The 26,055-nt window shown below is 53.2% G+C and carries 23 protein-coding genes; 13 read left to right on the forward strand and 10 right to left on the reverse strand.

What is annotated here, in order from left to right:
* The first annotated feature begins 41 nt into the window (after nucleotides 1-41).
* From FUA23_RS05970 to FUA23_RS06000, 7 genes are all read left to right on the forward strand, one after another.
* The gene (locus tag FUA23_RS05970) at nucleotides 42-746 is read left to right on the forward strand and encodes a response regulator transcription factor (protein ID WP_147929811.1); all 705 of its coding nucleotides are present in this window, start codon (nucleotides 42-44) and stop codon (nucleotides 744-746) included.
* 172 nt (nucleotides 747-918) lie between these two features.
* Nucleotides 919-2,676, forward strand: coding sequence for a M23 family metallopeptidase (locus FUA23_RS05975; protein WP_187270907.1), 1,758 nt, complete (start codon nucleotides 919-921; stop codon nucleotides 2,674-2,676).
* A gap of 51 nt (nucleotides 2,677-2,727) precedes the next feature.
* Nucleotides 2,728-3,975: a tetratricopeptide repeat protein gene (locus tag FUA23_RS05980; protein WP_147929813.1), complete on the forward strand. Its 1,248-nt coding sequence runs from the start codon at nucleotides 2,728-2,730 to the stop codon at nucleotides 3,973-3,975.
* 73 nt (nucleotides 3,976-4,048) lie between these two features.
* Nucleotides 4,049-4,498, forward strand: a complete 450-nt coding sequence (locus FUA23_RS05985) for a hypothetical protein (RefSeq protein ID WP_147929814.1) — start codon at nucleotides 4,049-4,051, stop codon at nucleotides 4,496-4,498.
* A gap of 181 nt (nucleotides 4,499-4,679) precedes the next feature.
* Nucleotides 4,680-5,138, forward strand: a complete 459-nt coding sequence (locus tag FUA23_RS05990; RefSeq protein WP_147929815.1) for a hypothetical protein — start codon at nucleotides 4,680-4,682, stop codon at nucleotides 5,136-5,138.
* A 291-nt stretch (nucleotides 5,139-5,429) separates the two neighbouring features.
* Nucleotides 5,430-6,827: an MBL fold metallo-hydrolase gene (locus FUA23_RS05995; protein ID WP_147929816.1), complete on the forward strand. Its 1,398-nt coding sequence runs from the start codon at nucleotides 5,430-5,432 to the stop codon at nucleotides 6,825-6,827.
* A 76-nt stretch (nucleotides 6,828-6,903) separates the two neighbouring features.
* A complete protein-coding gene (locus FUA23_RS06000; RefSeq protein ID WP_147929817.1) occupies nucleotides 6,904-7,992 on the forward strand; it encodes a hypothetical protein in 1,089 nt (362 codons plus the stop codon).
* A 30-nt stretch (nucleotides 7,993-8,022) separates the two neighbouring features.
* Here FUA23_RS06000 and FUA23_RS06005 read toward each other — a convergent pair whose 3' ends face one another.
* Together FUA23_RS06005 and FUA23_RS06010 are read right to left on the reverse strand one after the other, a co-directional pair.
* Complete coding sequence (locus FUA23_RS06005) at nucleotides 8,023-8,886, reverse strand: NHL repeat-containing protein (protein WP_147929818.1); 864 nt, start codon at nucleotides 8,884-8,886, stop codon at nucleotides 8,023-8,025.
* Between the two features lie 310 nt (nucleotides 8,887-9,196).
* A complete protein-coding gene (locus tag FUA23_RS06010; RefSeq protein WP_147929819.1) occupies nucleotides 9,197-9,415 on the reverse strand; it encodes a hypothetical protein in 219 nt (72 codons plus the stop codon).
* A gap of 57 nt (nucleotides 9,416-9,472) precedes the next feature.
* On the opposite strand from FUA23_RS06010, the gene FUA23_RS06015 reads away from it, so the two are divergent.
* Nucleotides 9,473-11,734 (forward strand): hypothetical protein, encoded by a 2,262-nt coding sequence (locus FUA23_RS06015; protein WP_147929820.1) that lies wholly within the window; start codon nucleotides 9,473-9,475, stop codon nucleotides 11,732-11,734.
* A 120-nt stretch (nucleotides 11,735-11,854) separates the two neighbouring features.
* On the opposite strand, the gene FUA23_RS06020 is transcribed toward FUA23_RS06015, so the two are convergent.
* Both FUA23_RS06020 and FUA23_RS22240 read right to left on the reverse strand, forming a co-directional pair.
* Nucleotides 11,855-13,444 carry a hypothetical protein gene (locus tag FUA23_RS06020; protein ID WP_147929821.1) on the reverse strand — a complete coding sequence of 530 codons (1,590 nt, stop codon included), beginning with the start codon at nucleotides 13,442-13,444 and terminating at the stop codon, nucleotides 11,855-11,857.
* Nucleotides 13,445-13,618: a hypothetical protein gene (locus tag FUA23_RS22240; protein WP_187270908.1), complete on the reverse strand. Its 174-nt coding sequence runs from the start codon at nucleotides 13,616-13,618 to the stop codon at nucleotides 13,445-13,447. It lies immediately after the preceding gene.
* A gap of 150 nt (nucleotides 13,619-13,768) precedes the next feature.
* Between FUA23_RS22240 and recF the strand changes: the two genes are divergently transcribed.
* Complete coding sequence (gene recF, locus FUA23_RS06025) at nucleotides 13,769-14,875, forward strand: DNA replication/repair protein RecF (protein WP_147929822.1); 1,107 nt, start codon at nucleotides 13,769-13,771, stop codon at nucleotides 14,873-14,875.
* Between the two features lie 119 nt (nucleotides 14,876-14,994).
* On the opposite strand, the gene FUA23_RS06030 is transcribed toward recF, so the two are convergent.
* Nucleotides 14,995-15,678, reverse strand: a complete 684-nt coding sequence (locus tag FUA23_RS06030; protein ID WP_147929823.1) for a type 1 glutamine amidotransferase domain-containing protein — start codon at nucleotides 15,676-15,678, stop codon at nucleotides 14,995-14,997.
* 194 nt (nucleotides 15,679-15,872) lie between these two features.
* Nucleotides 15,873-16,442: a Crp/Fnr family transcriptional regulator gene (locus tag FUA23_RS06035; protein WP_147929824.1), complete on the reverse strand. Its 570-nt coding sequence runs from the start codon at nucleotides 16,440-16,442 to the stop codon at nucleotides 15,873-15,875.
* Nucleotides 16,443-16,659: 217 nt separating this feature from the next.
* On the opposite strand from FUA23_RS06035, the gene FUA23_RS06040 reads away from it, so the two are divergent.
* Complete coding sequence (locus tag FUA23_RS06040) at nucleotides 16,660-16,965, forward strand: DUF721 domain-containing protein (RefSeq protein ID WP_147929825.1); 306 nt, start codon at nucleotides 16,660-16,662, stop codon at nucleotides 16,963-16,965.
* 132 nt (nucleotides 16,966-17,097) lie between these two features.
* On the opposite strand, the gene FUA23_RS06045 is transcribed toward FUA23_RS06040, so the two are convergent.
* Both FUA23_RS06045 and FUA23_RS06050 read right to left on the reverse strand, forming a co-directional pair.
* Nucleotides 17,098-18,246 (reverse strand): glycosyltransferase, encoded by a 1,149-nt coding sequence (locus FUA23_RS06045; protein WP_187270909.1) that lies wholly within the window; start codon nucleotides 18,244-18,246, stop codon nucleotides 17,098-17,100.
* Nucleotides 18,219-18,512 (reverse strand): GNAT family N-acetyltransferase, encoded by a 294-nt coding sequence (locus FUA23_RS06050; RefSeq protein WP_147929827.1) that lies wholly within the window; start codon nucleotides 18,510-18,512, stop codon nucleotides 18,219-18,221. The genes FUA23_RS06045 and FUA23_RS06050 overlap by 28 nt, the downstream gene beginning before the upstream one ends.
* 305 nt (nucleotides 18,513-18,817) lie before the next feature.
* On the opposite strand from FUA23_RS06050, the gene FUA23_RS06055 reads away from it, so the two are divergent.
* Nucleotides 18,818-21,925 carry a glycosyltransferase family 117 protein gene (locus FUA23_RS06055; RefSeq protein ID WP_147929828.1) on the forward strand — a complete coding sequence of 1,036 codons (3,108 nt, stop codon included), beginning with the start codon at nucleotides 18,818-18,820 and terminating at the stop codon, nucleotides 21,923-21,925.
* Between the two features lie 251 nt (nucleotides 21,926-22,176).
* On the opposite strand, the gene FUA23_RS06060 is transcribed toward FUA23_RS06055, so the two are convergent.
* Entirely contained in the window at nucleotides 22,177-23,115 is a 939-nt protein-coding gene (locus FUA23_RS06060; protein ID WP_147929829.1) for a restriction endonuclease, read from the reverse strand.
* 127 nt (nucleotides 23,116-23,242) lie between these two features.
* Here FUA23_RS06060 and mnmG point away from each other — a divergent pair, with 127 nt between their 5' ends.
* On the forward strand, nucleotides 23,243-25,108 hold the full coding sequence (gene mnmG / locus FUA23_RS06065; RefSeq protein ID WP_147929830.1) for a tRNA uridine-5-carboxymethylaminomethyl(34) synthesis enzyme MnmG: 1,866 nt from the start codon (nucleotides 23,243-23,245) through the stop codon (nucleotides 25,106-25,108).
* Between the two features lie 156 nt (nucleotides 25,109-25,264).
* Nucleotides 25,265-25,642 carry a hypothetical protein gene (locus FUA23_RS06070; protein ID WP_147929831.1) on the forward strand — a complete coding sequence of 126 codons (378 nt, stop codon included), beginning with the start codon at nucleotides 25,265-25,267 and terminating at the stop codon, nucleotides 25,640-25,642.
* Between the two features lie 103 nt (nucleotides 25,643-25,745).
* Here FUA23_RS06070 and FUA23_RS23075 read toward each other — a convergent pair.
* A partial coding sequence (locus FUA23_RS23075; RefSeq protein WP_147929832.1) for an ISAs1 family transposase occupies nucleotides 25,746-26,055 on the reverse strand: 310 nt, incomplete at its 5' end.

A 26,055-nucleotide genomic window follows, 5' to 3' on the forward strand; every position in this document is an offset into this window, starting at 1 on the left:
TCCTTGCCCAATTTTTTGAACGAGCCCACCCAAGCAAACCTATGTCTAAAGCACATTTACTCTACGTAGAAGACGATGAATCGTTAAGTTTTGTAACCAGAGATAACCTGGAACTGAGCGACTTCACCGTTACCCACTGTCAGGACGGACGCAGCGCCCTGGAAGAAATCAAAAAAAGCGACTTCGAATACGATCTCTGCCTGCTCGACGTGATGCTGCCAGGGGTAGACGGTTTTGAACTTGCACGCCAGATCCGCGATAAAAACCAAGATGTACCCATCTTATTTCTCACGGCCAAGAGCCTCAAGGAAGACCGGCTGCAAGGGCTTCGCCTGGGAGCCGATGATTATATCACCAAACCATTCAGTATTGAGGAACTCATTCTGAAAATAGAAGTGTTTCTGCGACGCAACAAGGTGCGGCCTTCATCTCCGGCGTTCGATCCACGACAGATCGGAGACTATACTTTCGAACTGGAGAAACTGCAACTGCAGTATAAAAACGAGGCTCCCCGCCGACTTACCCGCCGTGAAGCCGAACTACTGTGTTACCTGAGCAAACGCCGTGACCAGGTGAGTGAGCGCGGTGACATCCTCGAGAAAATATGGGGGGAGAACGATTACTTCCTGGGCCGGAGTCTCGATGTGTTCATCAGCCGCTTGCGCAAATACCTCAAAGAAGACCCCCGGATCAAGATTGAGAACATCCACGGAGTCGGGTTTTCTTTTGTGGTGGGCCGGGCGTAACGAGGCAGTCTGATGGTGGTTTTTCCGCTGTAATTTCATCCGCTGGTTTTAAGAGTTTTGCGTTCCCAAATACTGCGGTTTCAACCGTCGTTAAGGTGTTGGTGCACCTCCGTGATCAATACCGATGATACCTTTGCCTGCTTCCCTATCTTCACCGGTAAAAAACAACCCTTTGCGTACACTCTTCTGCCTTTGCTTTTTCACTTTTTCTTTTCTTTCCGCTCAAGAGCTTCAGTACGATGCACCACTGGGTGGACCTTTGCTCGTAACGGGCACTTTCGGAGAACTGCGTGGTAACCATTTTCATGCAGGCCTGGATTTTCGGGCCAGCGTTAACACGCCGGTGTATGCGGTAGCCGACGGGTACGTCAGCCGGATACTTGTAAGCCCTGGTGGCTATGGTCAGGCAATTTACGTCGATCATCCCGACGGGCATCGCAGCGTTTATGGTCACCTGGAAACCCTCGCGCCGGAATTGCTGGATACCGTTCGGGCGCGGCAGTTTGCCGAAGAAGAATTCCGGCAGGATCTGCGGTTCGGGCCGGCAGTTTTTCCGGTAACCAGGGGGCAGCAGATCGGAGGAGTGGGGAACCGCGGGCACAGCTTTGGTCCGCATCTTCATTTCGAGATGCGCGAACAGGCGGGCGACGTTGCGCTCAATCCGCTGGCCTTCGGGTTCAGCATCCCGGACACACGGGCTCCGGCGATCCGAAAACTGAGGGTGTACGAACTCGATGATCGCGGACTGGAAACGGGAAGCCGAACGATTACGCCCCAGACGTTGCGCAGCGGTAACTACCAGGTAGACGATACGCTGGTGGTAACCAGCCGCCGCATCGGGCTGGCGCTGAAAAGCTACGACCGCCAGAACGCGATGCCGAACTGGAACGGAATTTTCGGAGGCAACCTTTATGCAGACTCCACTCTGATTTTCGAATTTCGCTTCGCGCGCATCCCGTTCGAAGAAACGGAGTACCTGAACGCCCTGACCGATTACGCCGACTGGATGGAGAACGAGAGTTGGTTTCACCGCTTCTGGGCCTTGTCTCCGCAGCAGTTCCGCGCTCCGATGCCGAAGGATACGGCCGGGCCTTTTGCCTTTCTCAATCAGGCGCGGCCGCAGGATGCAAAGCAGGTTGAAAGCCCCGGCTCTTACGACGGGAGCCTGGTGTTGCAGCCCGAAAAGCCGATCAATCTGCGACTACAGACGGTCGACTTTGCGGGCAATACTTCGGAGCTCGGTCTGGTGGTGGTATATCGCCCAACCTCCACTGCACCTGCTGCCGAGCCCCATCAGTATTTTCTTCCTGCCGGTGAGGCAAGCGTTATCGACAACAACGATATGCGGCTGGAATTGAGCGCCGATGCTCTCTACCGCGATTGTTTTTTTCGTTACGCCCGCCTGCCCGATCGCTCGGCGAATCACCTGAGTGATGTTCATCAGGTTCACGACTACCGCACGCCCCTCCATGGCTCGGGGCGCCTGCACCTGCGGCCCGTTGGCCGCATAGCCGACGACCTGCGCGACCACGTCTTTCTGGGAAGCTGCGACGATGCCGGCCACCTGAGCAGCAACGGAGGAGATTGGACCGAAGACGGACGCATGGCTGCCAATATATCAACCTTCGGTGATTACGGCCTTTTTCTGGATACCGTTCCGCCAACCGTAGAGGTAAACTACTTCAGTACCGACCTGCGCCGTGCTACTGGTTTCAGTATCGTTATGGACGACAACGTCTCCGGAGGCCGTATGAACTTCCGGGGAACCATAGACGGGAAGTGGGCACTGCTGGAGCACGACGGTAAAAGCGGTAAACTTATCTACTCCTTCGCCAACGGTGACCCCGGCCCCGGCGAGCACCTCTTCGAGCTGGAAGTGACGGATGCGCGGGGCAACGGTACCCAGTGGCAGCGCCGGTTCCGGCGCTGAGTTCCGGTCGACCAAAAGAACGCCTTCGGCTCTACCCTGTAACTACTACGAATGATGGATCTGGATGACCTGCTAAACCAACCCTACGAGCGTGGCCGCGCCATGATGGCAATGAAGCGCTACGAGGCAGCCATCTGTGAGTTTAGTGAGCGACTGGCCGAGTGGCCGGAGGATGCTTATCTCATGCTGCTGATCGGGCAATGCCAGTACGAACTGGGCCGGTTGAGCGACGCGGAGGCGAGTATTCGACAATCGGTAAGTACTGAGCCCAAAGATCCTTTCGCTCACCATACCCTCGGCATGGTGCTGCTGATCCGGGGCAAGAACATCGAAGAAGCAAAGCAATGTTTCGATGCCGCCTTGGCGCTCGCCCCCGAAGAGGCACTTCCCCATTTGGGGCTGGCCCGCTATCACGTTGTGACCGACGACTACCGTACGGCAGAAACCTACGTCGATCGTTCGCTGGCCATCAATCCTACGCTGCTGAAGGCGCTCCAGCTGAAGGCTATGCTGCTGGCCTGGCGCGGAGAAGTAGAACAGGCGAACAGGGTAGTGGAGCAGGCGTTGCGCCAGGAACCCGAAAATGCGGAAACTTTTCAGATCGCGGCGTACACCAGCGACCTGAAGGGAGACCTGCGGGCTGCCGTAGGTTTCCAGGAAGAAAGCTTGCGTATTGCGCCCGGGCGGGAGCAGGCGCAACGCGTCCTGCAGGCGAAGGCAAAAGCAGCTACTGGCACAAATACGTCGTTGCGGGGAAGCTGGCTGACTATGGGCATCGGGCTGCTGGCCCTGGTGCCGGTGAGTGCGCTGGCGTCAAAGATATCTGCTCTGTGGTTCGACTGGCTCCTGATCGTGCTCTGTGGCGTTGTAGTCGTCAAAACGCTGTTGCCGGTTGTTTACGTAAGCATCGCCAGCAAACGATCCTTCGGCAAAGTGATGCTCTTCGAGAACTGGCATCAGGCAAGGAATCTGGTCCATACCACCGGAGCACTAACCTGCTATTCGGTGTACGTGTATACGAGAGTCGACTTCTATTTTTCTGCCGCAGCCTTTTTGTTCGTTTACGGGCTGGTCGGGCTAATCGCCCAGGTGATGCCTCAGCGATGGCTCCGGCGCACTGGCTTCGGTTTTCTGGGCCTGGCCTATTTGTTGGGAGGTGTGAACTGTGTACTCAATTTCACCGCCGCTGGTTCATCGCGTCTGATCAGTCAGGCTTTATTCGTGGGGGTGATTGTTTTCTTCGTGTTACTCGGTTTAATGCTGCCGTCAAATAAGAAAAACGAAGGAGCCGACTACTGAAGCGAGCAGAGCTAAAAATTACTGTGACACTTTGCGGACGAACCGAAGTCGTTTGCCTGATTACCTTTGTGCTATGTATCGCCTCTCCTCCAACGCTACCCTCTTTCTCAAGATTTTCCTTCCCGTTTTCTGGATCACCATTATGGCTATCCTGACCATGGTGGTCTGGCTGGTGGAACCCAGTAAATTCGGAGGGCTGAACATGACCTCGCTGCGTTGGGCGGCGAGCTTCACCCTGGTGGTGGGGGTCGTTAGTTTCTTCGTCCTCACCTGGCCGCTCAAACGGGTAGAAACCGATGGGGAAAAAGTGTACGTCAGTAATTATTTTCGTACCGCTTTTTACCGCTGGGATCAGGACGTGGAAGCTCTGAGTGAGTTCAGGTTCCTTTTCTTCCGGATTGGAGTGATCGAGCTCAACGGTATTGGCAGTTTTGGCCGGAAAATGCGCTTCGTTATCAGCCCGCGACTGATGAAAAAATTTCGCGAAGAAAACCCCGGGGTGTTGCCGGAAGCCAAAGGGTAAGCCTGCTGCGATCGAGGGCGGTTTTCGGGGGCGCGAACCAACCTTCGAAACCTATGCGGACGGAATAAAAACGGAGAACTATAATCAGCGGGTGAGGCCCGCCGTTGTAAAAGAAGGGGCTTGCCACGCACCAAAACCCTCATACTTTGTATTTTACGTCCTGACAGACCCGCCCCACTCCATGACCAGATTCCGTATTCTCCTTACCTCCTTTATCTTTTTGCTTGTTTTCAGTCTTTCCGCTCAGGGTTCGCTTGACGGGAGTTGGGAAGGATTTATGACCGTTGGCGGAATCTATTCCAATGAGCAGTTGCCCATGCAACTGTACCTGACCAGTGAAGGCCGGAAAGTAAAAGGCCGCAGCTACGTACAACTTCCCGATGGCTCAACCCTGAGGATGGACCTGGAAGGGTACCGATATAAAGACCTCAGCATTTCGCTCACGGAGACCTCCTTTGCCGGGGATGTAACCAATGATATCATGCCCGAATTCAACCGGCAGTATCAGATAGTATTCAAGCCGGATTTGTGGGATCCTCATTTGCGGGGGTACTGGCAGGAAGAAACCGATGAGGCTTTTCTACCCAAACGACGACGCGGCAGAATGCGTCTTACCCGGCAGAAGAAGAAGGGAGTTTAGGTGTAGGTTTTTGCTGCGAACAGTTGACATTCGGGCAGGATTGGACGGTTGTGAAGGTCTTAGAGCTTGTTCGGGCTTGACACTTCGGCTTGCTTGCGCCAAATTTAATGCTGCGCTTCTTCGCTCAAAATTTCCATAGCTATAACTATGCAAGTTTCTCGCTTATCGTTCAGCATCAAATTTGTCAGCAATCAGCCAGAAGGCAAAACCCGAACAAGCTCTAAATGCTTTGCGCTAAATGCAGAATGCTGAAACTCTATTCTTACCTTACCCGCAAAGAAAAAATCCCTCATGCAAATTCAATTCTGCGGCGCGGCCCGCGAAGTTACCGGTTCGGCTCACCTCATTACCCTTGATGACGGGTATACTATCCTTTTAGATTGCGGCCTGTACCAGGGGAGAAGTAAAGAAATGGAAGACTTTAACGAGAACTTCATCTTCAAGCCGGAAAGTGTTGATTGCCTCATCCTCAGCCACGCTCACATCGATCATACGGGGCGGGTGCCAAAATTGGTGAAAGATGGTTTTCAGGGGCAGATTTATGCAACGCATGCTACCCGCAGCCTCTGCGCCATTTTGCTGCTCGACTCGGCTTTCATTCAGGAGAAAGACGCGGAGTACTACAACAAAAAACACGGTAAATTCGGCAAATCCAAAAAGCCGCTTTACGTCCGTAAAGACGTGAAGCCAGCCATGGAGCGCTTTGTTGGTTTGCCCTACGACCGCTGGGAGCGCATCACCGATAACGTAGAGTTGCTCTATCGTGATGCCGGACACATCCTCGGCAGCGCCAGCGTGACGCTGCGCATAAAACGCGCCGACGGAACCACCACAACCGTTGGCTTCACGGGAGACATCGGACGGCCCAACCGCCCGATTCTCCGGGATCCTCAACCCATGCCGGCCTGCGATTACCTCCTCTGCGAGTCGACCTACGGCGATCGGGAGCACGATCTGAAACCGAACGAAATCGAGAAATTTCTCAAAATCGTCAAGGAAACATGTGTGGAAAAGCGTGGAAAACTCCTTATTCCTGCCTTTAGTGTGGGCCGTACGCAGGAGATCGTTCACATGCTCGACCAACTGGAAAGTGCTGGTCGGTTACCTAAGATAAAAGTTTTTGTAGACAGCCCGTTGGCCGTCAACGCTACCACGGTCTTCGGGGCTCACCCCGAGTGTTACGACGCCGAATTGCAGGAATACATGCTCACCGACGACAACCCCTTCGGCTTCAACGACCTCACTTACATTCAGGATGTTCGGGAATCCAAAGCGCTGAACTTCCTCAAGGGGCCAGCCATCATCATTTCCGCTTCGGGCATGATGAACGCCGGTCGTAGCAAGCACCACTTGCGTAACACTATGGGCAACCCCAACAACACCATCTTCATCGTTGGATACTGTGCTCCACAGACACCCGGCGGTAAACTGCGTGACGGTGCCGAAGGCCTCAAACTCTACGGCGAATATCACGAGCTCAAGGCTGATGTCGTGATCATGGACAGTTTCTCGGCCCACGGCGATCGTTCCGAAATGACCGATTTTCTGCAGAACCAAAAGGAGAGCTGCAAGGAAATTTTCCTCGTTCACGGCACGATCGAACGGATGGAAAGTTTCGGCGAAACTCTGCTGGAAGACGGATTCAAATCATGGAAGGCACCAAAACTGGAAGAGGTCGTGAAGCTTTAAGGATGCGCCAAAATTCACCTGGGGTGGCCGAGGCAACTTAGTAGTTTATGAGAAGTTTTACTTCAGTACTCGAAACATGGTAGCTCGCTCCGCTCGTAAGGCTAAGACACTCTTTGCCAGATGCTGGAAGGAACGCGACGCAGTTCCTGTAGTAGTCGTGGAGGGGACGGTGGCGGGATTGAGCGCGCAGCGAGCATCCCTGTTACTTTGCCTCTTAACCCTACTCTGTACCTGCGGCCGCGCCCCTGAATTTTCTCCTCCCAAAACGACTTTTTACCACTGGGAAACCAGCCTGGCACCCGACAGTACTGCACGTAGTTTACTGACGGAACACAATTGCGATCGCCTCTACGCAAAGGCTTTTGATGTTAGCTGGGCGAACGGCCAGCCCGAACCCACCGCACTAATTCGGATGACGGATACGGTGGGGTTGCCGCAGCTGGTTCCCGTCGTTTTTATTACCAACGAGGTCTTTCTCCGGCAGCCGGCTCACAAGCTGGAAGCGCTGGCCGAAGACATAGTTGGGCTTACGGAGGAACTCTTCGGTACCGACTTCCCCGAGCTGCAAATTGATTGCGATTGGACGGCGCGGACGCAGGTGCCATATTTCGATTTTTTAAGAGCAGTGTACGCCCGTCTGGAACACCGCTCCCTGACCTGCACCATCCGTTTGCACCAATACCGTGACCGTGACACCCAGGGCGTTCCGCCATTGAACCGCGCAACGCTGATGGCCTACAACGTCGGCAACCTCAACGCCTGGGAAACGGAAAACTCCATCGTTGATACCAATATCCTGAAAACCTACCTCTCCGGTACGGAGCGCTACCCCATCAACCTCGACCTGGCCATCGCCGCCTACGACTGGGCGGCCGTTTACCGCCGCGATGAACTCACCTACCTCATCAATGAACCCGACATGCAGGAACTGGGAGATACCTCCCGCTTTGTGGCCTACGTGCCAACGGGAGCAAGCCAGCGCTGGCGGGTCAGGCAATCGACCTACCTCGACGGGATTTACCTCTACGAAGGAGACCTGCTCCGCCACGAAGTGGCTTTACCCGGAGCGGTAAACGCTCAGGTAGCGTTGCTGTCGCGCTACATCCCCGGCTTCGCCGGGCAGCGGGCGATGGTTTACCGGTTGGGGAGTCGGTTATGGGAGTAGGTCTTGGGGTGCTTTGTATGCCGTTCACCCTTACCGCCTCTTTTTCCGTTTCCCCACTGCATGCTTCCGCACCCGCGTCCCCTCGCTGCCGACGTAGAGCCACTGTTCGTTGTAAAAATCTACCGCTTCGAACTGGGTGGGCCAGAACCAGCTGAGGTTACGCCGGCGAACTTTTCCCCGGAGAAAATGCCCCTGCGGGAATTCGGTTATCGAGATCAGCGAGGCTGCGCTGGAAGGCCAGAAGCCGGCCAGGAATTTGAAATTGTAAGCGGTCAGTACCAGTTCTTTCCGCTCTGCGTCGTAGGCCGCGGCGGTAACCACGCGGCGGGGCAGGTGCAGGCTGTCTACCAGTTCGGCGACGTAACGACCGGGCGTGGCGGGTAAACGAAAGTGATAGGTCTTGAATTTGCCCTTGTCGAAGAGTTGGTCTTTGGTGAAAAGGTGAAGGGTATCGTTGTGCCAAACCATTGCTTCGCAATCGTAGTTTCCGGGCTGGTCGCGGCCACCGCCATTCTGGCCGGGGTAAGTGAAGACGATTGAATCGGTGCCGGGCTTGTCGGGATGGTAGCGGAAAATGCGTTGATCCGTTCGCTTGCCGGCGTTGTTTCCGAAGTCGCCGAGGTATAAATTCCCGTTATTGTCGCGGGCGACGTCCTCGTAGTCTGAAGCAGTTGCCGAGAGAGTATCCCGGTGGATAATCGCCCCGGTTTTGCCAGTTACGTAGACATAAGGCCCGTCTCCGCTGTCATTGTGCCAGGAGAATTCGTTGCCGCTGATGCTCAGGCCCGAGGCTTCGCTTATCTGCGCGGGCAAACGGATGGTCTTCGGCGGTGCCGCAGCGCGGCAGCCAACGGCAAGGATGGGAATAAGCAAAAAAACGACTCTCAGGTTCATGACGTGAAGTTACTGTTATTCATCTTCGTTACCCTACTCAGGGCCGGAGGCCCGTCTCCCGTGGCGATGGGTGAGCGATGATCCGCAGGATCGAGCGGAGCCCGTCGTTTGCGCTAGTCCGTCGTTTTCGCTAGCCTACAGTTTGTGTTAGTCCATCGTTTGCGCTAGTTGTTTGCGCCAGCTCATCATATCTGCCATTGTTTGTGTTAGCCATTGATTGTGTTAGTCCATCGTTTGAGTTATTGTGTTCGTCACTGTTTGTATTAGTCCATCATGTCTGCCGTCGTTTGTGTTAATCCATATGATTGTGTTAGCCCATCGTGCCAGCCACTGTTTGCGCCAGCCCGTTGTTCATGCCAATGGTCTGAGCTATGCTGATAGTTTTCGCTAGTCGTGCCCGTTCACCATTCATGTTATCGTTTGCATCATCACTATCATCGCCACCATCGGTTTCGCTAATCGTGAGTCCCATCGGTTTTATCCAGTCTTTCAGAATGCCCGCAACGAAAACGATGGGGTGGAACCCCATCGCCACGAGAGGCGGACCTCCGGCCCTGGATCATAAGACAATAACTATCTTGCGCCAATGCCCAGATTATTACAATTATTTATCGCTCTTCTGTTACCGGTTCTGGCAAAAGCCGACTGCACCCCCGCCTTCAGAGGCTATCAGTTTTTGAATCCGGACGTACTGGAGTACGACAGTCGGCTTGGCCCGTTTTACCGGGCCTTTACCAGTCGTTACGGTGATCCCGAAAAACTGGAACGCGAGGCCCGTAAAAACGATAACCTGAACGAATGGTACGAACGCTACTGCGAGCAGGTGGAAATTGCTGATCTGGAAAGCCTGATCTACGGCAATACCACCACGCAACTGCGCGATCTGTTACGGTTGCTGGACAGAAAAGACGCAACTTCTTCGGGCCTGAAAGCCAACCTGCGCAACAATTCTTTTGCCCGCCACCTGGTCGATTATAAATGCACCGAGGTGATCACCTATCTCTTATTCGCCAAGCGGGCCGAGCCTTACGTAACCAGCCGGGGTACCGGGTTCAAAAAACCGCAGACTGATCGTGTAGCGATGGAGCGGCTGATCGATGAGGGGCTTGATATTTTTAAGTCTACCGAGAGTCACTATGTCCGCTTGCGCTATGCTTACCAGTTGCTTCGTCTGGCGCATTACCTCGGAGAATACGACTATGTCCTGAAGCTCTACGACTATCTGATGCCTAAAATTGAGGCGAACTCCAGCCTGATTTACGATTGGATCGAAGGGCACCGTGCCGGTGCACTACAGGCAAAAGGAGATTACGCGACCAGCGCCTACATCTTCAGCCGGATTTTTGAACGATGCCCTAGTAAAAGGGAAAGCGCTTATGCCAGTTTCAAAATCAAAACCGACGCCCAGTGGCAGGCCGCAAGTAACCTTTGTGCCAACGATCATGAGCGTGCGATGCTGCACGTGATGCGCGCTCAGAACCAACGCGCCGTAGTATTGGAAGAACTCAGGACCATCTATGAACTGGAGCCTGCCAATACCGCCCTGGAGCCACTCGTGATGCGGGAATTGTTGGAACTGGAAAAAGACCTGCTGGGCGAAGATTTCAACCCTTTTGCTAAGGAAAACAAGCGCAACAATAATCGGCCCCGTAGCAACGCAACCGCACGGCTGGTAGAGCTGCAGGCTTTTGTGAATAAAGTAGTTGTCGAGAAAAAATCGGCCAACCCCAAGCTCTGGCTTCTGGCCGAAGCCACGCTGGAAATGCTGGCTGGTGACTATTTCTACGCCCGGGAATCCTTTGCCCGCCTGGCCCGCGAACGCCCGCAGGATACGATGGCGGAGCAACTCGGTATTCTGCGTGAAGTAACCAACGTCCTTGCACTGAACCGGATCAACGACTCGGTCGAGCTGTACTATTTCGATCTGCTCGCCGACCTGGAGCTGCGCGAGCAGTATCCGGACTTGCGCCCGCTGGTAAACGATAAACTCGAAGCCGTGTACCGGGCCAACGGCCGTGAGGGCAAAGCAGCGTTGCTGCAGTATGGTTTTGACGCCATCCAGAAAAACCCGGACATCACCGCGGTGAAAGAGATGCAGGCAATGGCGGATAGCCTGCTCGGCAACCGCTTCGACAAGGCCCTGCTCGCCGATCGGGTAGGCCCAAATCCTATCGATGATATCAACGACTTGCTGGGAACCTTTTACCTCCAGAAAGGGCAATGGGAAACCGCCCTCGAAGTATTTCAGCGTGTCCCTTCGGCCCGTAGAGATTCTTACGGGACGTATGCTCCCTTCAGTAAGCAGTTCAATGACCGTGTTCAGTTCCGGCCATCGGCAGCCCTGACGCGCTACAATAAAGTCGAATTGCTGGAGCGGCTGCTGGAACTCGAAGATCAGGCACGGCGGACGACGAACGATACCATCGCTGCCCGTAATTTCTTCAACATTGGTCTGGCACACTACAGTATGAGTTACTACGGCTACAACTGGCGGATGGGGGATTACTTCCGCTCCGGCAGCAGTGGACTGCGCGCCGCTCAGCGGCGAACAACAGATTGGGTGTTTCCGCACGTCGAAGCCCCGCTGGGTAACCGGGAAAATATGAACATGGACCGGGCAAGCTACTATTTCGAACGCGCACTCGAACGTGCGCCGGGCAGAGAAGCTGCAGCCGAAGCCGCTTTCTTCGCGGCCAAGTGTCAGCGAAATATGCACTATGCGGCAGGAAGCCCCGGGCAGCGACCATTCACCTATTTCAGACTGCTCAAAGAAGTCTACTTCGATACCGAGTTCTACCAACTGGCGATTGAAGAATGCCGTACGTTCGCCTGGTACGTAGGAAGGTAGAGAGTCGGGAATTTAGGAGTCTGGAGTCGTGAGTCGGGAGTGGCTACCGCGTAGTGCGTTCGGGGCGAACGAGCGAAGCGAAGTAAGTGGTACCCCGACTCAAGACTCCCGACTCCTGACTCAAGACTCCCGACTCCCAGCCTTTCGTTCAAAAACGAGAGTTTCGCCCAGGAAGGTTTCGTAGTAGCCGAAGAAGTGAGCGTAGGCGATTCGCTCGGGGAACCAATTACGGGGCCGGAAAGCTTTGAGCAGCCGGGCTTTCTCGTCGGTGCCGGAAAGAAGCGACTGCATCCGGGCACATTCTTTTTCGCTCTTGCAATTGTAGACGCCGTCGCAGCATTCAGGGAGGCCAAAGGGGGTGGTCATGCTTTTCCAGTAACGACTGTAGTGGGTTTCGTGGATCACAGCGTAATCCCAGTTGCCGTTCATGAACCAGTCGGTCTTTCGGAGGCCTTCCAGTTTTACGTAACCCGAGACACCAATTTTTGCGTCTTCCGGTAGTTCGTTGTTAACGAATTCGCGCATCTCGTAGCGGGTATCGAACCAGTGATTACTCTGGCCAACGATACCAAACAGAACCGTATAGATGACAACGGCCAGCGATAGCCAGCTGTGTTTACGCAGCTCATGCAGTCCGTAAGCGCACAGGATGCAAACAGCCGGCATGAAAACATTGACCCGCCGGATGAAGGCTGTATCTACAGACCAGCGGACGATAAATTCGCTAACGATCCAGCCCGTCAGGTAGAGCAGGGTCCAGTGACGGTTGGTCCAGGCTTTTTTCTCAACACGCTTTGCACCTGCTGCCGAGCCCCAAAGACGCATCAGCCCGAACAAAGCAAAACCGAATGCAGGCAGCCCCACACCCGCAAGAACACCCGCGGGATAGACAATGAGGTTGTCACGGAAATGATCTTCGACCGGTACACCCTCGCGGTTGAGTTTGCTTAGGCCTTTGAAGGTCGACTGTATGTTGTCCCAAGACCAGCCGTACCAGGAAATACCCACAAATGCAAGTACCAGGCCCACCCCCACCGGAACGTACCACCACGGAATTGCCCGCCGCATAAAGGCCAGGTGAAGCAGGTAAAGCCCTCCCCAAGCCAACGGAAGAACGTCGAACTTGAAGGCAACCGCCCCCGCCGAACCAAGGGCAAGCAGCGCCAGGCCGGAGAAAGACGAAGATTTATGACCCAGCCTCAGTGCCCCGAGCAGCGCCAGATAACACCAGAAAACGTAGCCGGCAGCTGGCAGGCAATAATGACTGATGGTCGCGTTGGCATCGCAGGCCGCCATCAGCAAAGCCGCCACGCCAGCGTAGGGAGGCGAAAGACCTCCCGCCCTTGCGAGTAGCCAAACGGACAAGATGAGTAATAAGGAAAACAACGTCGAAAGTTTACGGCCAAGCAGCACGAATTCTTCCCAGGACGGCGGGTTATCCTGCAGGGCGTACCAACCGTAAGCAGTAGTTGCGATGAGGTGGCCGTAGCCGCGCACATTCCAGGGTGAATCGTTGTAGTCGCCTACTTTTTCGCCGTCGTACAGGTCGTTGTAGCGGTGTGTGGCGGCGTGGACGTGTTGCCCTTCGTCGGGCTCAAAAGTCACCCAGTTGTCCTTTATGTCCTGGGTGAACCAGCCAGGCACGCGCAACGCGAGACCCAGCAGAAGGGCCAGCGGCAACAACCAACGGGCATCAAATGGCAGTTTCACTTACAGGCCGTTGAAGTAGGTACTGAAGTAGTTGTAGTACTCCCGCCAGTTACGGAGCAACAGCAGAATACCGATCAGTACTGCGAAAAACAGGATCTGTTTAAAGCGGCGTTCTGCAATATCATTGCGTTCGCGCCGGCTTTTGTAGGAGTGTCGGGTAGATTGTTTTGGCATGGTATTGCAAAGGTAAGTTGATTCTTGGTTCCGGATGTTTTTATGGCTCGGCAGCAGGTGCAGAGCGGGTTGTTGGGCCGGGGAATTACCGGCCAACTAACTCCTGACGACTGTACTGCAGTGACGCACTATTACCTACCTTCGCGGACAATGCATCTTGCCAAGCTCAAATTAACCCAATTCAAGAACTACGCTGGTGGTGAGCTAAGCCTCAGCCCCCGCCTGAACTGCTTCGTTGGCCCCAACGGTGCGGGTAAAACCAATCTGCTGGAAGCCGTTTACTACCTCTGTATGGGTAAGAGCTACGCCAGTACGCCAGACCAGTATGCCATTCAGCACGGTCTTGACGTCAGCCGCCTCGACGGAGAGTTTCGTACCGGCGAAGAAGGAGACCCGCCCGAGCGCATCGTAGTGAAACTCCAAAAGCGGAAGCGCAAAATCATCGAGCGCAACGGTGCTGCCTACGAGCGCCTGGCCGACCACGTCGGTCGCTACCCCGTCGTAATCATCGTACCGGACGACAGCCGACTGGTGTTGGAAGGGTCCGAAATCCGACGAAGATTGCTGGACAATAGTCTGAGCCAGACCGACCCGGCCTACCTCAATCACCTTCTGGCCTACAACAAGCTGCTGGCCAACCGCAACGCGATGCTAAAAGAGCTGGACGGACGAAAGGATACGTCGGGATTGCTTGAAGTGTATGACCTTCAGATGGCTGAGCCTGCGGCCTATATTCACGAAAAACGCTGGAACTTCATCGGGCCGTTCACCGAGTTGCTCACCGAGGCTTACGCTGCGATATCAGGCAATCGCGAAGAAGTGAGTGTAACTTATAAGAGCCAGCTTTTAGAGATGCCCTGGGCTGAACTCATGGATGCCCGACGGGAGAAAGACCGTGTTCTTCAACGCACTACCGGCGGCATCCACCGCGATGATCTGATCTTCAGCCAGGAAGGCCACCCGCTGCGCAGGGTAGCGAGCCAGGGGCAACTAAAGTCGTTTGTTCTTTCCCTGAAACTGGCCCAGTACCGTCTGTTGGAGCGAAACACCCGGCGCAGCCCGATTCTGCTCCTCGACGATATATTCGATAAGCTGGATCGAGACCGGGTACGACAACTTCTGGAACTGGTTCTTACTTCGGCCTTCGGTCAGGTATTCATTACCGATACCGATCCGCAGAGGGTTACCGGCCTGGTGGATAATGCAACAGACTGGCGGCGCTTTCTCGTTGCCGACGGAGTTGCCAGAGAGGAGTAGGACCTCTTCGTTGGTTCAAAAAAAAGACCACTACAGTTTTCCTGTAGTGGCCATTAAACTCAAATATAGTGTTGTTCATCGTGTTGCCTGTTCAGCAGGCGTCAGTTATACTTAGCTGTTCAATTGTTCAATTCTTTAAGAAGCATCTCGGCAACGAGCTCAGAAGAAGCGGGGTTTTGTCCTGTTATCAGTAACCCATCCTGTACGGCGTAAGAAGCCCAGTCGTCTCCTTTGCTGAAGGAGCCTCCGTTTTCTTGCAGCATGTCCTCAACCAGGAAAGGAACGACGTCGGTCAACTGTACCGCGTCCTCTTCGGTGTTGCTAAAACCTGTCACCTTTTTGCCTGATACCAGAGGCTTGCCATCGGCGCCTTTGGTGTGGCGGAAAACAGCGGGGGCGTGGCATACGGCGCTAACCGGCTTACCACTCTCGTAGAAGTTTTCGATGAGAGCGACAGAGTCTTTGTCTTCGGCGAGATCCCAAAGCGGGCCATGACCACCGGGGTAGAATACGGCGTCGAAATCTGCTGCGTTCACAGTAGATAGTTTGAGCGTATTGGCCAGAACTTCCTGCGTTGCTTTGTCATCATAGAAGCGGACGGTTGCCGGGGTCTGGTTATTCGGGTCTTCGCTGCTGGGATCGATAGGGGGCTGACCTCCTTTAGGCGAAGCGAGCGTAATTTCGACTCCTTTATCTTTCAGGAAATAGTAAGGGGCTGCAAATTCTTCGACCCAGAAACCTGTTTTTTTACCGGTGTCACCAAGTTGATCGTGGCTGGTCAGTACGAATAATACCTTTTTCATTTTTATAAAATTTTATGGTTCTGTAAAAGCGAAGAATGCTGTGATCGGATATTAAATAAATGGTTTCCAGCCTCGGGAAGAGACTGAATCGATCAACAGAAAACTCCGTCGGATAATTGTGCAGGCAAAATTAGGGGGGGCATCGGTCAAAAAAATTGACCTATGATAACAAGTTTGTTTTTCTGTACTGGATGTTATTGCCGGGCCAGTTTCTTTCTGATCCGACTGAGGCTTTCGGTCGTGATACCGAGGTAAGAGGCGATGTGATAATTTTTCACGATGCGTTCGATTTCAGGATAATCCGCCAGAAAAGCGAGGTACCTCTCTTCCGCAGAATCGGAGAGGATGGAGAGAACGCGCTTTTGCAGCATTGAGAATCCACCTTCTACTTTTTTACGCATAAAGGTTTCCAGCGCGGGAATGTCACGGCACAGGGTTTCGAGCCGCGGGCGTGACATTCGGTAAAGGGTGGCATCCTGAAGGCACTCAATGGTCATGATTGCTTTACGAGAATAGAAATAAGCGGTGTAGTCGCTGACCCACCAGTCTTTTATCCCGAACTGAAGGGTGTATTCCTTATCTTTTTCGTCGATGAAGAAAGTTCTCAGGCAACCGCTTTGCACGTAGTATTGGTACTTGACGGTGTCGCCCAAATCCAGAATTATATCTCCTTTTTTATACTTGACTTCTTTGAACTCGGCAGTAATCAGGTCAAGTTCGGCGGGGGAGATAGCTATACCTTTAAATATTTCGGCGGGGGACATCAGAGAGGTTAGTTCCGGGGGGAATTATAATTCAGAGGGCTTGGCGGAAGAATGCAGGAATCCGGGATCCACTTTTCCTCCCTATTGAATCTCAATAAGCGGGGGGCACAACATTTCGATGTGTCCTTGTGGAGGAAAGCACAAGATAATATGTTTTTTGTGCCGGAGAAATTTATTGGCCGCATGATCACTCAAACCTCCGTACCTTGCCAACAGAATGTACAAAAAGCCCCCACCCAAGAACGACCCCACGCCTCTGAAGGAGGCCTTCATGAAGCTGCTCCGCAATAAGCGCAACGAGCCTGGTTACTTCAAAGCAAGGACGAAGTTGGTGTGGGAGAAGTTCTTTGGCAAAAATGTAGCGGACAACACCCGGGACCTAATGGTCCGTAATAAAAAACTCTACGTGTACGTCAACAATGCGCCATTGCGCAACCAGCTGATGATGCACCGGGAAGGTATCCTGAAACGACTGAACGAGGAGTTTGGGGAGGACTACCTGGAGGAGGTGGTTATTAAGTAAAGCGAAAAGACTGCTCGGTAAGTGCAAGAGTGAGGCATGATGGTCTTGAGGCTCAATCGAGCTAAGACCTGAGCCGGCAGAAGCTGTTCATCCGAAAAGGATGAATTGCGAAATCAACCCTCCGGAACAAGACTACCAGCGCCTGGCCGGTAACGTCCCCAGTAGCCCCAGCATCAGGTACCACGGAGCCAGCAGTGCATCGAATACAGCGACCACCCAGGCAGATTCGTACTGTGCCTTGTAGCCTTTTTTTGCACCTGCGTTAGCGCCCTGTAATCCCGATCTTCGAAAGCCCCTTAATACCAGAAGAAACCGGAGGGCATACACGAACAGGGCCAACCACCTCAGAGGGGTAAACAGTAAGAAAAGGCCCAGCAGAAAAAATAAGCCGTGGCTGAGCGCCACCAGCCCCAGCAATACCTGATGCACCGGCCGGTACCGAAAACCGACCGATTGGTGCCGCATGCGCTGCCTGAGAAAAACAGGCCAACTGCCAGACAAACGAGACATGGTTCGCGCATGCATACGGGTGACACACACCGTGGATGGCCCCAGGGCGTTGTTGCCGATCAGGAGGTCATCGTCGCCCCCGGGAAGGTCGGTGTGGGCGGCGAAGCCGCCGGAGCGCTGGAAGAAGGATTTTTGATACGCCAGGTTACGGCCTACGCCCATGTAAGGGAGACCAAAGCGCGCGAAGCTAAGGTACTTGAGCGCAACGTACATCGCCTCGAAGCGCTGAAACCGGTCGATGATTTTCCACCCGTTGTATGCATATTCGCCAACCCCAAGAACTACCTCTGCGCCCTGGCGCAGGGGGCGCGTCATGAGGATAAGCCAATTGTGGCTACGGGTGAGGCAGTCGGCATCCGTAAGCAGGATGTGCTCGTGCCGCGCATTGTTGATGCCAAAGGCAAGCGCGTCTTTTTTGCCGGGCCGGGTTGGGCCGGGCTGAAGGAGGCGAACCCGACCATCCGTTTCATCGACGAGTTGGCGGACGATGGTAGCAGACTTGTCCGTAGAATTGTCATCTACCGCTACAATTTCGAAATCGCCGGGGTATTCCTGTTTGAGAATGCTGACGAGACAGTTGTCAATCATCTCTTCCTCGTTACGGAAGCAGACGATGACAGATACGGGAGGAAACGGACCTGTCTCTGCTGGCTGAACCTGACTCTGTTTTGGAAACGCGTAGTGGCTGAACATTCCCCAGAAAAAAAACTGTGCAGCGGCAGCAAAAAGAAAGACGGTGAGCATCAAACCTCCCCAACAATGTCTTGCCACTCATCAGTGTGTCGGCTGATGTATGCTGCTACAAACGGGCAGTACGGAAGAACCTTCAATCCTTTCTCGCGGGCGTGCTGCAGTGCAGCAACTACCAGGGAACTGCCGATGCCCTGGTCCTGTAATTCTTCAGGGACTTCGGTATGAACAAGTGCGATGGTGGTGCGGCCGAGCCGGTATTCCAATTTGGAGACAAGCGCGCCACTGACGACTTCAAAACGGTATTCTTCGGGGTTGTTGACGACCTGGTCGGTGTACTCAGACATTGGACAGTAGATTTATGGATTGTTGCCGGTAAAACAGGCAACGGCAAATAACAGAGAGAGTTTATTCGGCTACAATTATACGACGGAAAGTGATGGGGAGACAGGCTTCCGGCTTGCCGCCCGGCAACTCATGAACGGTATAAAGCAACCTGTAACCCCGGAGGTGCACACTGTAAGCTTTGATTCTTAACCATCATTAACCCTGACTAACTATACATCATCCTTAAAATTGGTAGCTTTGCGGGGCTTTGACCATCTAATGCCTGTATTGGCCATTGACCATAATTTTAGAAGTTGCTTACCCCATGGGAAAATTGAATCGCTTACATCTATTAACCGGCTGGCTCGTTTTTGCCGTCGCCGCCGTCGTATATCTGCTTAGTGCAGAGCGGACAGGTAGCCTTTGGGACTGTGGAGAGTTCGTACTCGGAGCCTACAAAATGCAGGTGGTTCACCCACCGGGAGCTCCTCTTTTCCTGGTCATCGGCCGGATATTCGCCTGGTTCGGAGACCTCGTTTCCACCGATCCGGCGATGATCGCCTACGCCGTCAACATCTCTTCGGGCATCTGTACCGCTTTTTCGGCGGCCTTCGTAGCCTGGATGACGATCCGGCTCAGCAAAATGGCCCTGGTTGGCCGCGATGAAGAAGCCGAACTGGGCTCTGGTCAGAACGTTGCCGTTGCTGGCAGCGGCCTGGTGTCTGGTCTTGCGACTGCTTTCTCCTCTTCAGTATGGTTTTCTGCCGTGGAGGGCGAGGTATACGCGATGTCCTTATTCTTTACCTGTCTTACTGCCTGGGCGATGATCCGGTGGTACACAAAGCCAGACGTGCCTTCGGCCGATCGGTGGTTGTTGTTCGCGCTGTTCTCAGCGGGGCTTTCCATCGGGGTTCACCTTCTCTCGATCCTGACCATCCCTGCGATGGCCATCTTTTACTACTATAAGAAAAACCCGAAGGAGAACAGCTTTTTGGGACTGGCCGTATCCGTTATCGCTGGTGTTATCATCATCGTTTTCATTCAGTCTTTTGTGATTGTGGGCATCCCTACGATCTGGCAGTTCTTTGAAATTCCGATGGTGAATAACTTCGGTCTGCCCGTACACTCGGGTACCATCCCGACGGCACTGCTGCTCGGCGCGGTGATGTTCTTCGGCTTGCGCTACGCGCACCGCAACAACAACGCTGCCATTCAGCAGCTATTCGTTGGTTTCGGCTTGTTGGTAATTGCCTTTAGCACAGTTGGTGTTGTTGTGATCCGCGCCGGAGCGAAGACACCGGTAAACATGAACAACCCGGACAACGTGACGAGCCTGTTGCCTTACCTCAACCGTGAGCAGTACGGAGAGCGCAGCCTCATTTATGGCCAAACGTTCAACGCTTCGGTTGTAGCTACTGAATCTGAAGATCGCTACGGTCTCGTGAACGGTAAGTACGAAGAAGGCGTCACTACAAAAATTACACCTGAGTACTCCGAGAAAGACATGATGCTCTTCAGCCGGATGTACGATAATACTCAGGGCAGGGTTGCCCTTTACAAACAATGGCTGGGGCTGGACCCCAACAAGGCAATCCCGAATGGCCGGCCCACTCAGGCCGATAACATCGGGTTCCTGGTCAGGTACCAACTCGGCTGGATGTATTGGCGCTACTTCATGTGGAACTTTGCCGGACGGCAGAACGGTGAACAGGGCTATTACGACTGGGACGATAGCTCCGGAAACTGGCTGACGGGTATTAAGCCTCTCGACGAAATACGTCTCGGTAACCTCGATGAGCTACCGGAAGAAGCAAAGAATAACCCCGCCAGAAATACCTATTTCCTGCTGCCTTTCATCTTCGGCCTCATCGGACTGTTCTGGCACGCCGGACGAAGAAAGGAGGAGTTCATCGCTCTGCTTGGTCTGTTCGTGATCACTGGTATCGGTATCATTATTTACACCAACCAGCCACCCAACGAACCACGTGAACGCGATTATGTACTGGTAGGATCTTTCTTCGTTTTCTGTATGTGGATGGGAATGGCCGTTCCTGCCATTTACGAACTGGTGAAAAGCAAAATGAACCAGAAAGGCTTCGCCGTTGCCGGAGGCATCGGGGCAGTAGTCCTCATCGCTCCGCTGCTGATGGGCTTCCAGAACTGGGACGACCACAGCAGGGCTGAGCATACCGGTGCACGTGATTATGCCTCTAACTTCCTGGAGTCGGTCGATAAGAACGCCATCATCTTCACTTACGGAGATAATGATACCTACCCGCTCTGGTACGCTCAGGAGGTGGAAGGCATCCGCCCGGATGTCCGCGTAGTAAACCTCAGCCTCATCGCTGTAGACTGGTACATCGATCTGCTGCGCTACAAAATGAACGACTCTCCGCCGCTCAACCTTACGCTTACGCAAGACATGATCCGGGGTAGCAAGCGTAACCAGGTTCCGTACCTGAACCGGGCCAACCCGGATGGAAACTGCGCCCGCGACCAACCGATCAGCTTGTCTAATTTCATGGACATGATCGCTACCCGGAACCCGGTTCCGCTGCGCGGCGGCTCAAGCCTCGAGGCTCAGTACAATACCTGTAACGTCGGCATTCAGGTCGATCCCCGCCGCCTGGCAAATGCACCATGGTTGGTGGCTGAAGGCGAAAGCCCGACCCAGCGCATCCCCGTGAGCGTCAACAACAGCCGCTTGTTGAAGGACGAAATTGCGATCCTGGACATCATAAACTCCAACCTCTACGATCGGCCGATTTACTGGGCGGTTACCTGCCAGCGTAGCAAACTACTCGGCCTGGACAACTACGTCGACCTCGAAGGCCTCGGTCTTAAACTCACCGTGACGCCGGGAACCGGCGGCGATCGCAACCTTGGCCTCATCGGCTCCGGCGCGATAGACGCCGATAAGACTGCTGACCTGGTACTCAACAAGTGGAAGTGGGGCAACTTCGATAAAGTCGACACGCATATCTCCAGTAGCTACCAACCGGCAATTCAATCCATGCAGCTCGTTATTCTTCGTACTATGAACGAGTTGATGCAGAAGGGCGACACCGAAAAAGCACTTCAGGTAGGAGACAAGTACTTCCAGTCGTTCCCCGACATGAACTTCCCCTTCTATTACCAGACGTTGTTGATGTTGCAGCCGTACTTCCAGGCAGCTCAGTTCGATCGCGTGGCACCGATTATGGAGCAACTGGCCCGTAACACCGCCGATCGTCTCGATTTCTACGATAGCCTCTCTCCCGAACGGCGCGAGCTCAGCTACGCCGGAGAAATCGCGCGCGGCGAGGCAATTGTCCGCTCGCTACTGCAGCAAGTACGCCGTTCCAACAACCCTGAGTTGCAAAGCAACATTGAGCAGATACTGGCTAATCACGCCTACCTGCTGCCCAACGCTGCTCCGCAGAACCCAGGGTAGTATCCGGAGCCGTTGGTTTAAATTGATCAGACCGTCAGTGCAGCAGCGCTGGCGGTCTGATTGTTTTCAGGAAGATTATTGGGGCGCGGCCGCGGGTGCAGTGAGGGGATTTTTGAAATAGCTTTTTCCCCGTAGGCACGGCTTCAGCCGTAGCCTGATATAACGTTGCTTACCTATGCCTCACGTCCGAGAAGCTTTTCCGATAAAGGGGAATACTTATCTGCCCTGTTAAACATTCTTATTTTAGAAAGCTACTTATCAGTACGATCCTGCATACTGTCCCAAAAGTCGGTGTCGAGTTTTTTGATTTTGATGACTTGGTCTATCTGCATCCCTAGATCAAAATCATATATATACTGTGACAGTTTTTCTCCATCGATGAGAACAACAGTTGTAGACCCGTTGAGGCTTTCTGCATAATCAAGAGCAGCTTTGGTGAAATAAGACGTAGTTATAAATACGCCTTTATTTGACTGAGCTACTGCTAAAGCACCGACAAAACTCTGAATGGCCTCTCTACCAACACCACTATCTAACTTGTAGCGTTTTGCTTGTATATGAATGCGACCCAAGCCAAGTATGTCTTCTTTGATTATCCCATCGATACCTCCATCATTTGAATATTTGGTTACTAAGCCGGAGTTCTTGATTTCGCCTCCGTAGCCCATTGCTTGCAGTAGCATTACCACTAGCTTTTCAAATTCTATTGGAGATTTACTTAAGATGGTACTTAGGATGTCTTGATAGATAGATTTTCGAATCTCAGTAAAGGAGCGATACAACTTTTCTTGAGGAGTTAACTCCGAACTAGGCTCTGTAAAAGCAATTTTTTGAGTTGTAGTTTTATCTGACTTAGAACTCTTAGACTTGCGTTTATTTACTTGCTTATCAATGTATGGATTCACCTTTTGAGGTGTCTCAATTAGCTTTTTGCCGGTTTCACTTAGTCGATAAATTCCACGTCTCGGCTTTTCTACCAAGCCGGCCATATTGAGATAACTTAATGCCCATGATATACGGTCATAAAATATATGTCCATTGCCAGACTCATATTGCTCAGCTACTTCTTCAGAAGTTAAGCTGAATTGTTCAGCCAGAGGTGCTTCAAATTCTTTTAGCTTCAGTTCCTCTCTTGTCTTCAATAACTCCAAGGCAGGAATCCTGATATCATCGTGTTTGGGAATGGGCATAGGTGTTTTTTTGCCAAGGTAATAATTGTTGTAGTTACGAACTATGCAAGTGTGAGCTCAAGTTTAAAACCCGCCGTAACTTTGCACCCAATTTAAGCGTTAGTAATCCCACCAAGATCAATAACTTATGTTCCCCACCTACGATGTGATAGTAGTCGGCGCCGGCCATGCGGGCTGCGAAGCGGCCATTGCCGCGGCCAACCTTGGCGCCAAGGTCATGCTGGCCACCATGAACATGCACACCATCGCACAGATGAGTTGCAACCCCGCCATGGGCGGCGTGGGTAAAGGGCAGATCGTACGTGAGATTGACGCGCTCGGCGGATACTCTGGGATCATCACCGACGAAACGATGGTGCAGTTTCGCCTCCTCAATAAAAGTAAAGGCCCCGCAATGTGGAGCCCCCGTGCGCAGTCTGACCGCATGGCCTTCGCGCTCAACTGGCGCGAAAAACTCGAGGCCCACCCCAACGTGGATTTTTGGCAGGAAATGATAACGGGCATCGTCGTGAAAGACGGCCGTGCCTGCGGGGTACACACTGGTCTCGGCATCGAAATTCCGGGTAAGGCGGTCGTGCTTACCAACGGAACGTTCCTGAACGGAACCATTCACATCGGCGAGAAGCAGTTTGGTGGCGGACGGGCCGGCGAGCGTGCCGCAACCGGTATTACCGCTCAATTGCAAGGCCTCGGCTTCGAGTCCGGACGGATGAAAACCGGTACCCCGGCCCGGCTCGATGGTCGTAGCCTGGACTGGTCTAAAATGGAAGAGCAACCCGGCGATGAAAACCCCGGCAAGTTCAGTTATACCGATACACCTCCGCTGGTGAATCAAATGCCTTGCCACATCACCTACACCAGCAAGGAGGTGCACGAAACCCTGCGCGAAGGTTTTGACCGCAGCCCGATGTTCAACGGTCGCATTCGCGGCCTGGGGCCGCGGTACTGCCCCAGCATCGAAGATAAGATCGACCGCTTCGCCGGTCGCGATGCCCACCAGCTCTTCGTAGAGCCCGAAGGCCGGAACACGTGCGAAATCTACGTCAACGGTTTCAGCTCCAGCCTGCCGGAAGACGTGCAGTACAAAGCCCTGCGCAAAATCGTCGGCTTCGAGAACGCGAAGATGTTCCGCCCCGGCTATGCCATCGAGTACGATTTCTTTCCGCCAACGCAGCTAGATGCTTCGCTGGAAACGCGGTTGGTGCCCCGGCTTTTCTTTGCCGGGCAAATCAACGGTACCACCGGCTACGAAGAAGCCGGTTGTCAGGGGCTGATTGCAGGCACGAACGCGGCTCTTGCCGTACAGGAGCGTGACCCGCTCATCCTGAAGCGCAGCGAAGCTTACATCGGCGTGCTGATCGACGATCTCATCAATAAGGGCACTAAGGAGCCGTACCGGATGTTTACCAGCCGGGCGGAATACCGGATACTGCTGCGCCAGGACGACGCAGACCTGCGCCTGAGCCCCATCGCCGCCAAGCTCGGAGTTCGGAATATGGAAGGCCGCATGGCACGGGTAGAAGAAAAGAAATCTGCCGTAGACGCTATTCACCGTGAACTCAAGAACCACAGCGTTACGCCAGACCAGCTCAACGACTTTCTGGAGCGTACGGGCAATACACCACTAAAGCAGGGCGTGAAACTGCTCACAGTACTCACCCGACCGGGTATTTCCCTGCCAGCTCTGGCCGAGGCCGTGCCTGCGTTGAACGACTTCATCGCGGCTTACGACGCCGAAACGATCAACCTGGCCGAAGTAACCCTGAAGTACGAAGGTTACATCGAACGCGAAAAAGCGGCGGTCGATAAAATGAGCCGGCTGGAAGGCATCAAGCTGCACTCCGATTTTGACTACCACGCAATCAGCAGCCTGAGTATGGAAGCCCGCCAAAAGTTGTCGGAGCTCAAGCCACGTACCATCGGTCAGGCAAGCCGTATCTCCGGAGTTTCTCCGGCGGATGTCTCGGTTTTGTTGGTGCACCTCGGCCGCTAACCCGGACGAAGCTCACTCCGTGAGCGAGCGGATGGAACGTTCTCCGATCGTGAAACTTTGAGCGTTATCATAATTTGAAACGAAAAGTAGAAAGTCGCTCTTAGAAAGGCTCTTAGTTTTTTTCTTCGGAGTAACCGTAACGATACAACATCCCTTTTGGGGATACTTAAAGACGCCGGGGATTCATTCGAGGGCGAAAAGGAGGTAGAATCTGTTCAATTAAGCGTTGGTTTTCATTTGCCGAAGGTGATAACACCTCAAAGGCAAAAGCAAATAGAGTTCTTTAAGGACTTTGACGAAAACTACTCAATTTTCCGAGAGCTATTTACCGCTGCTATCAAGCGTGAAATGGAATTGGAGAATGAGGTTGATGACTTTGATCAAGATTATAAGCTTAAGTTCATGGCTTTACCTACCTGTGTTAAGGAACCGTTCGAATGGGAAATCACTTACTACGAGAATAAGAATTTTCACCACTGGTTTACCTTCTCAATTCGGGGAAACGAGGTTCTACATGTAACGATGGACGGTTAATAAGTACGGTCTAATAAACATCATCTTAAGTAAGATCACTTTCTCTGGGTAAAACATTATCGATAAGTCATCCCTCTCCCGAGGAGAGGGACCGAGGGCAGGGCTAACGCATACTATCTAGAAAAACTTTATCACGGGCCTTATCGGACCACATCGCTCGCATTCGTTTATGCTTAACACCAGCTTTACTGGGTCCATCAGCGTGTAAATTGATACTCATTTTCCGGATTAAACTACAATTGGATGCCAGATTTGCTGTCCGCGCTCTATTCGCATCCTCTCCGAAAGTAACGTCTAGTATCCAATGAAGTCGATTCTCTATGCTCCAGTGTCCGCGAACTTTACTCGCCAAGTCCTCCACAGAGCTATCAAGGCTGGTAATGTAGTAGTGAACCTCTAGGCTTGGCTCGGTT

The sequence above is a fragment of the Neolewinella aurantiaca genome, assembly GCF_008014675.1.
Taxonomy (GTDB): Bacteria; Bacteroidota; Bacteroidia; order Chitinophagales; family Saprospiraceae; genus Neolewinella; species Neolewinella aurantiaca.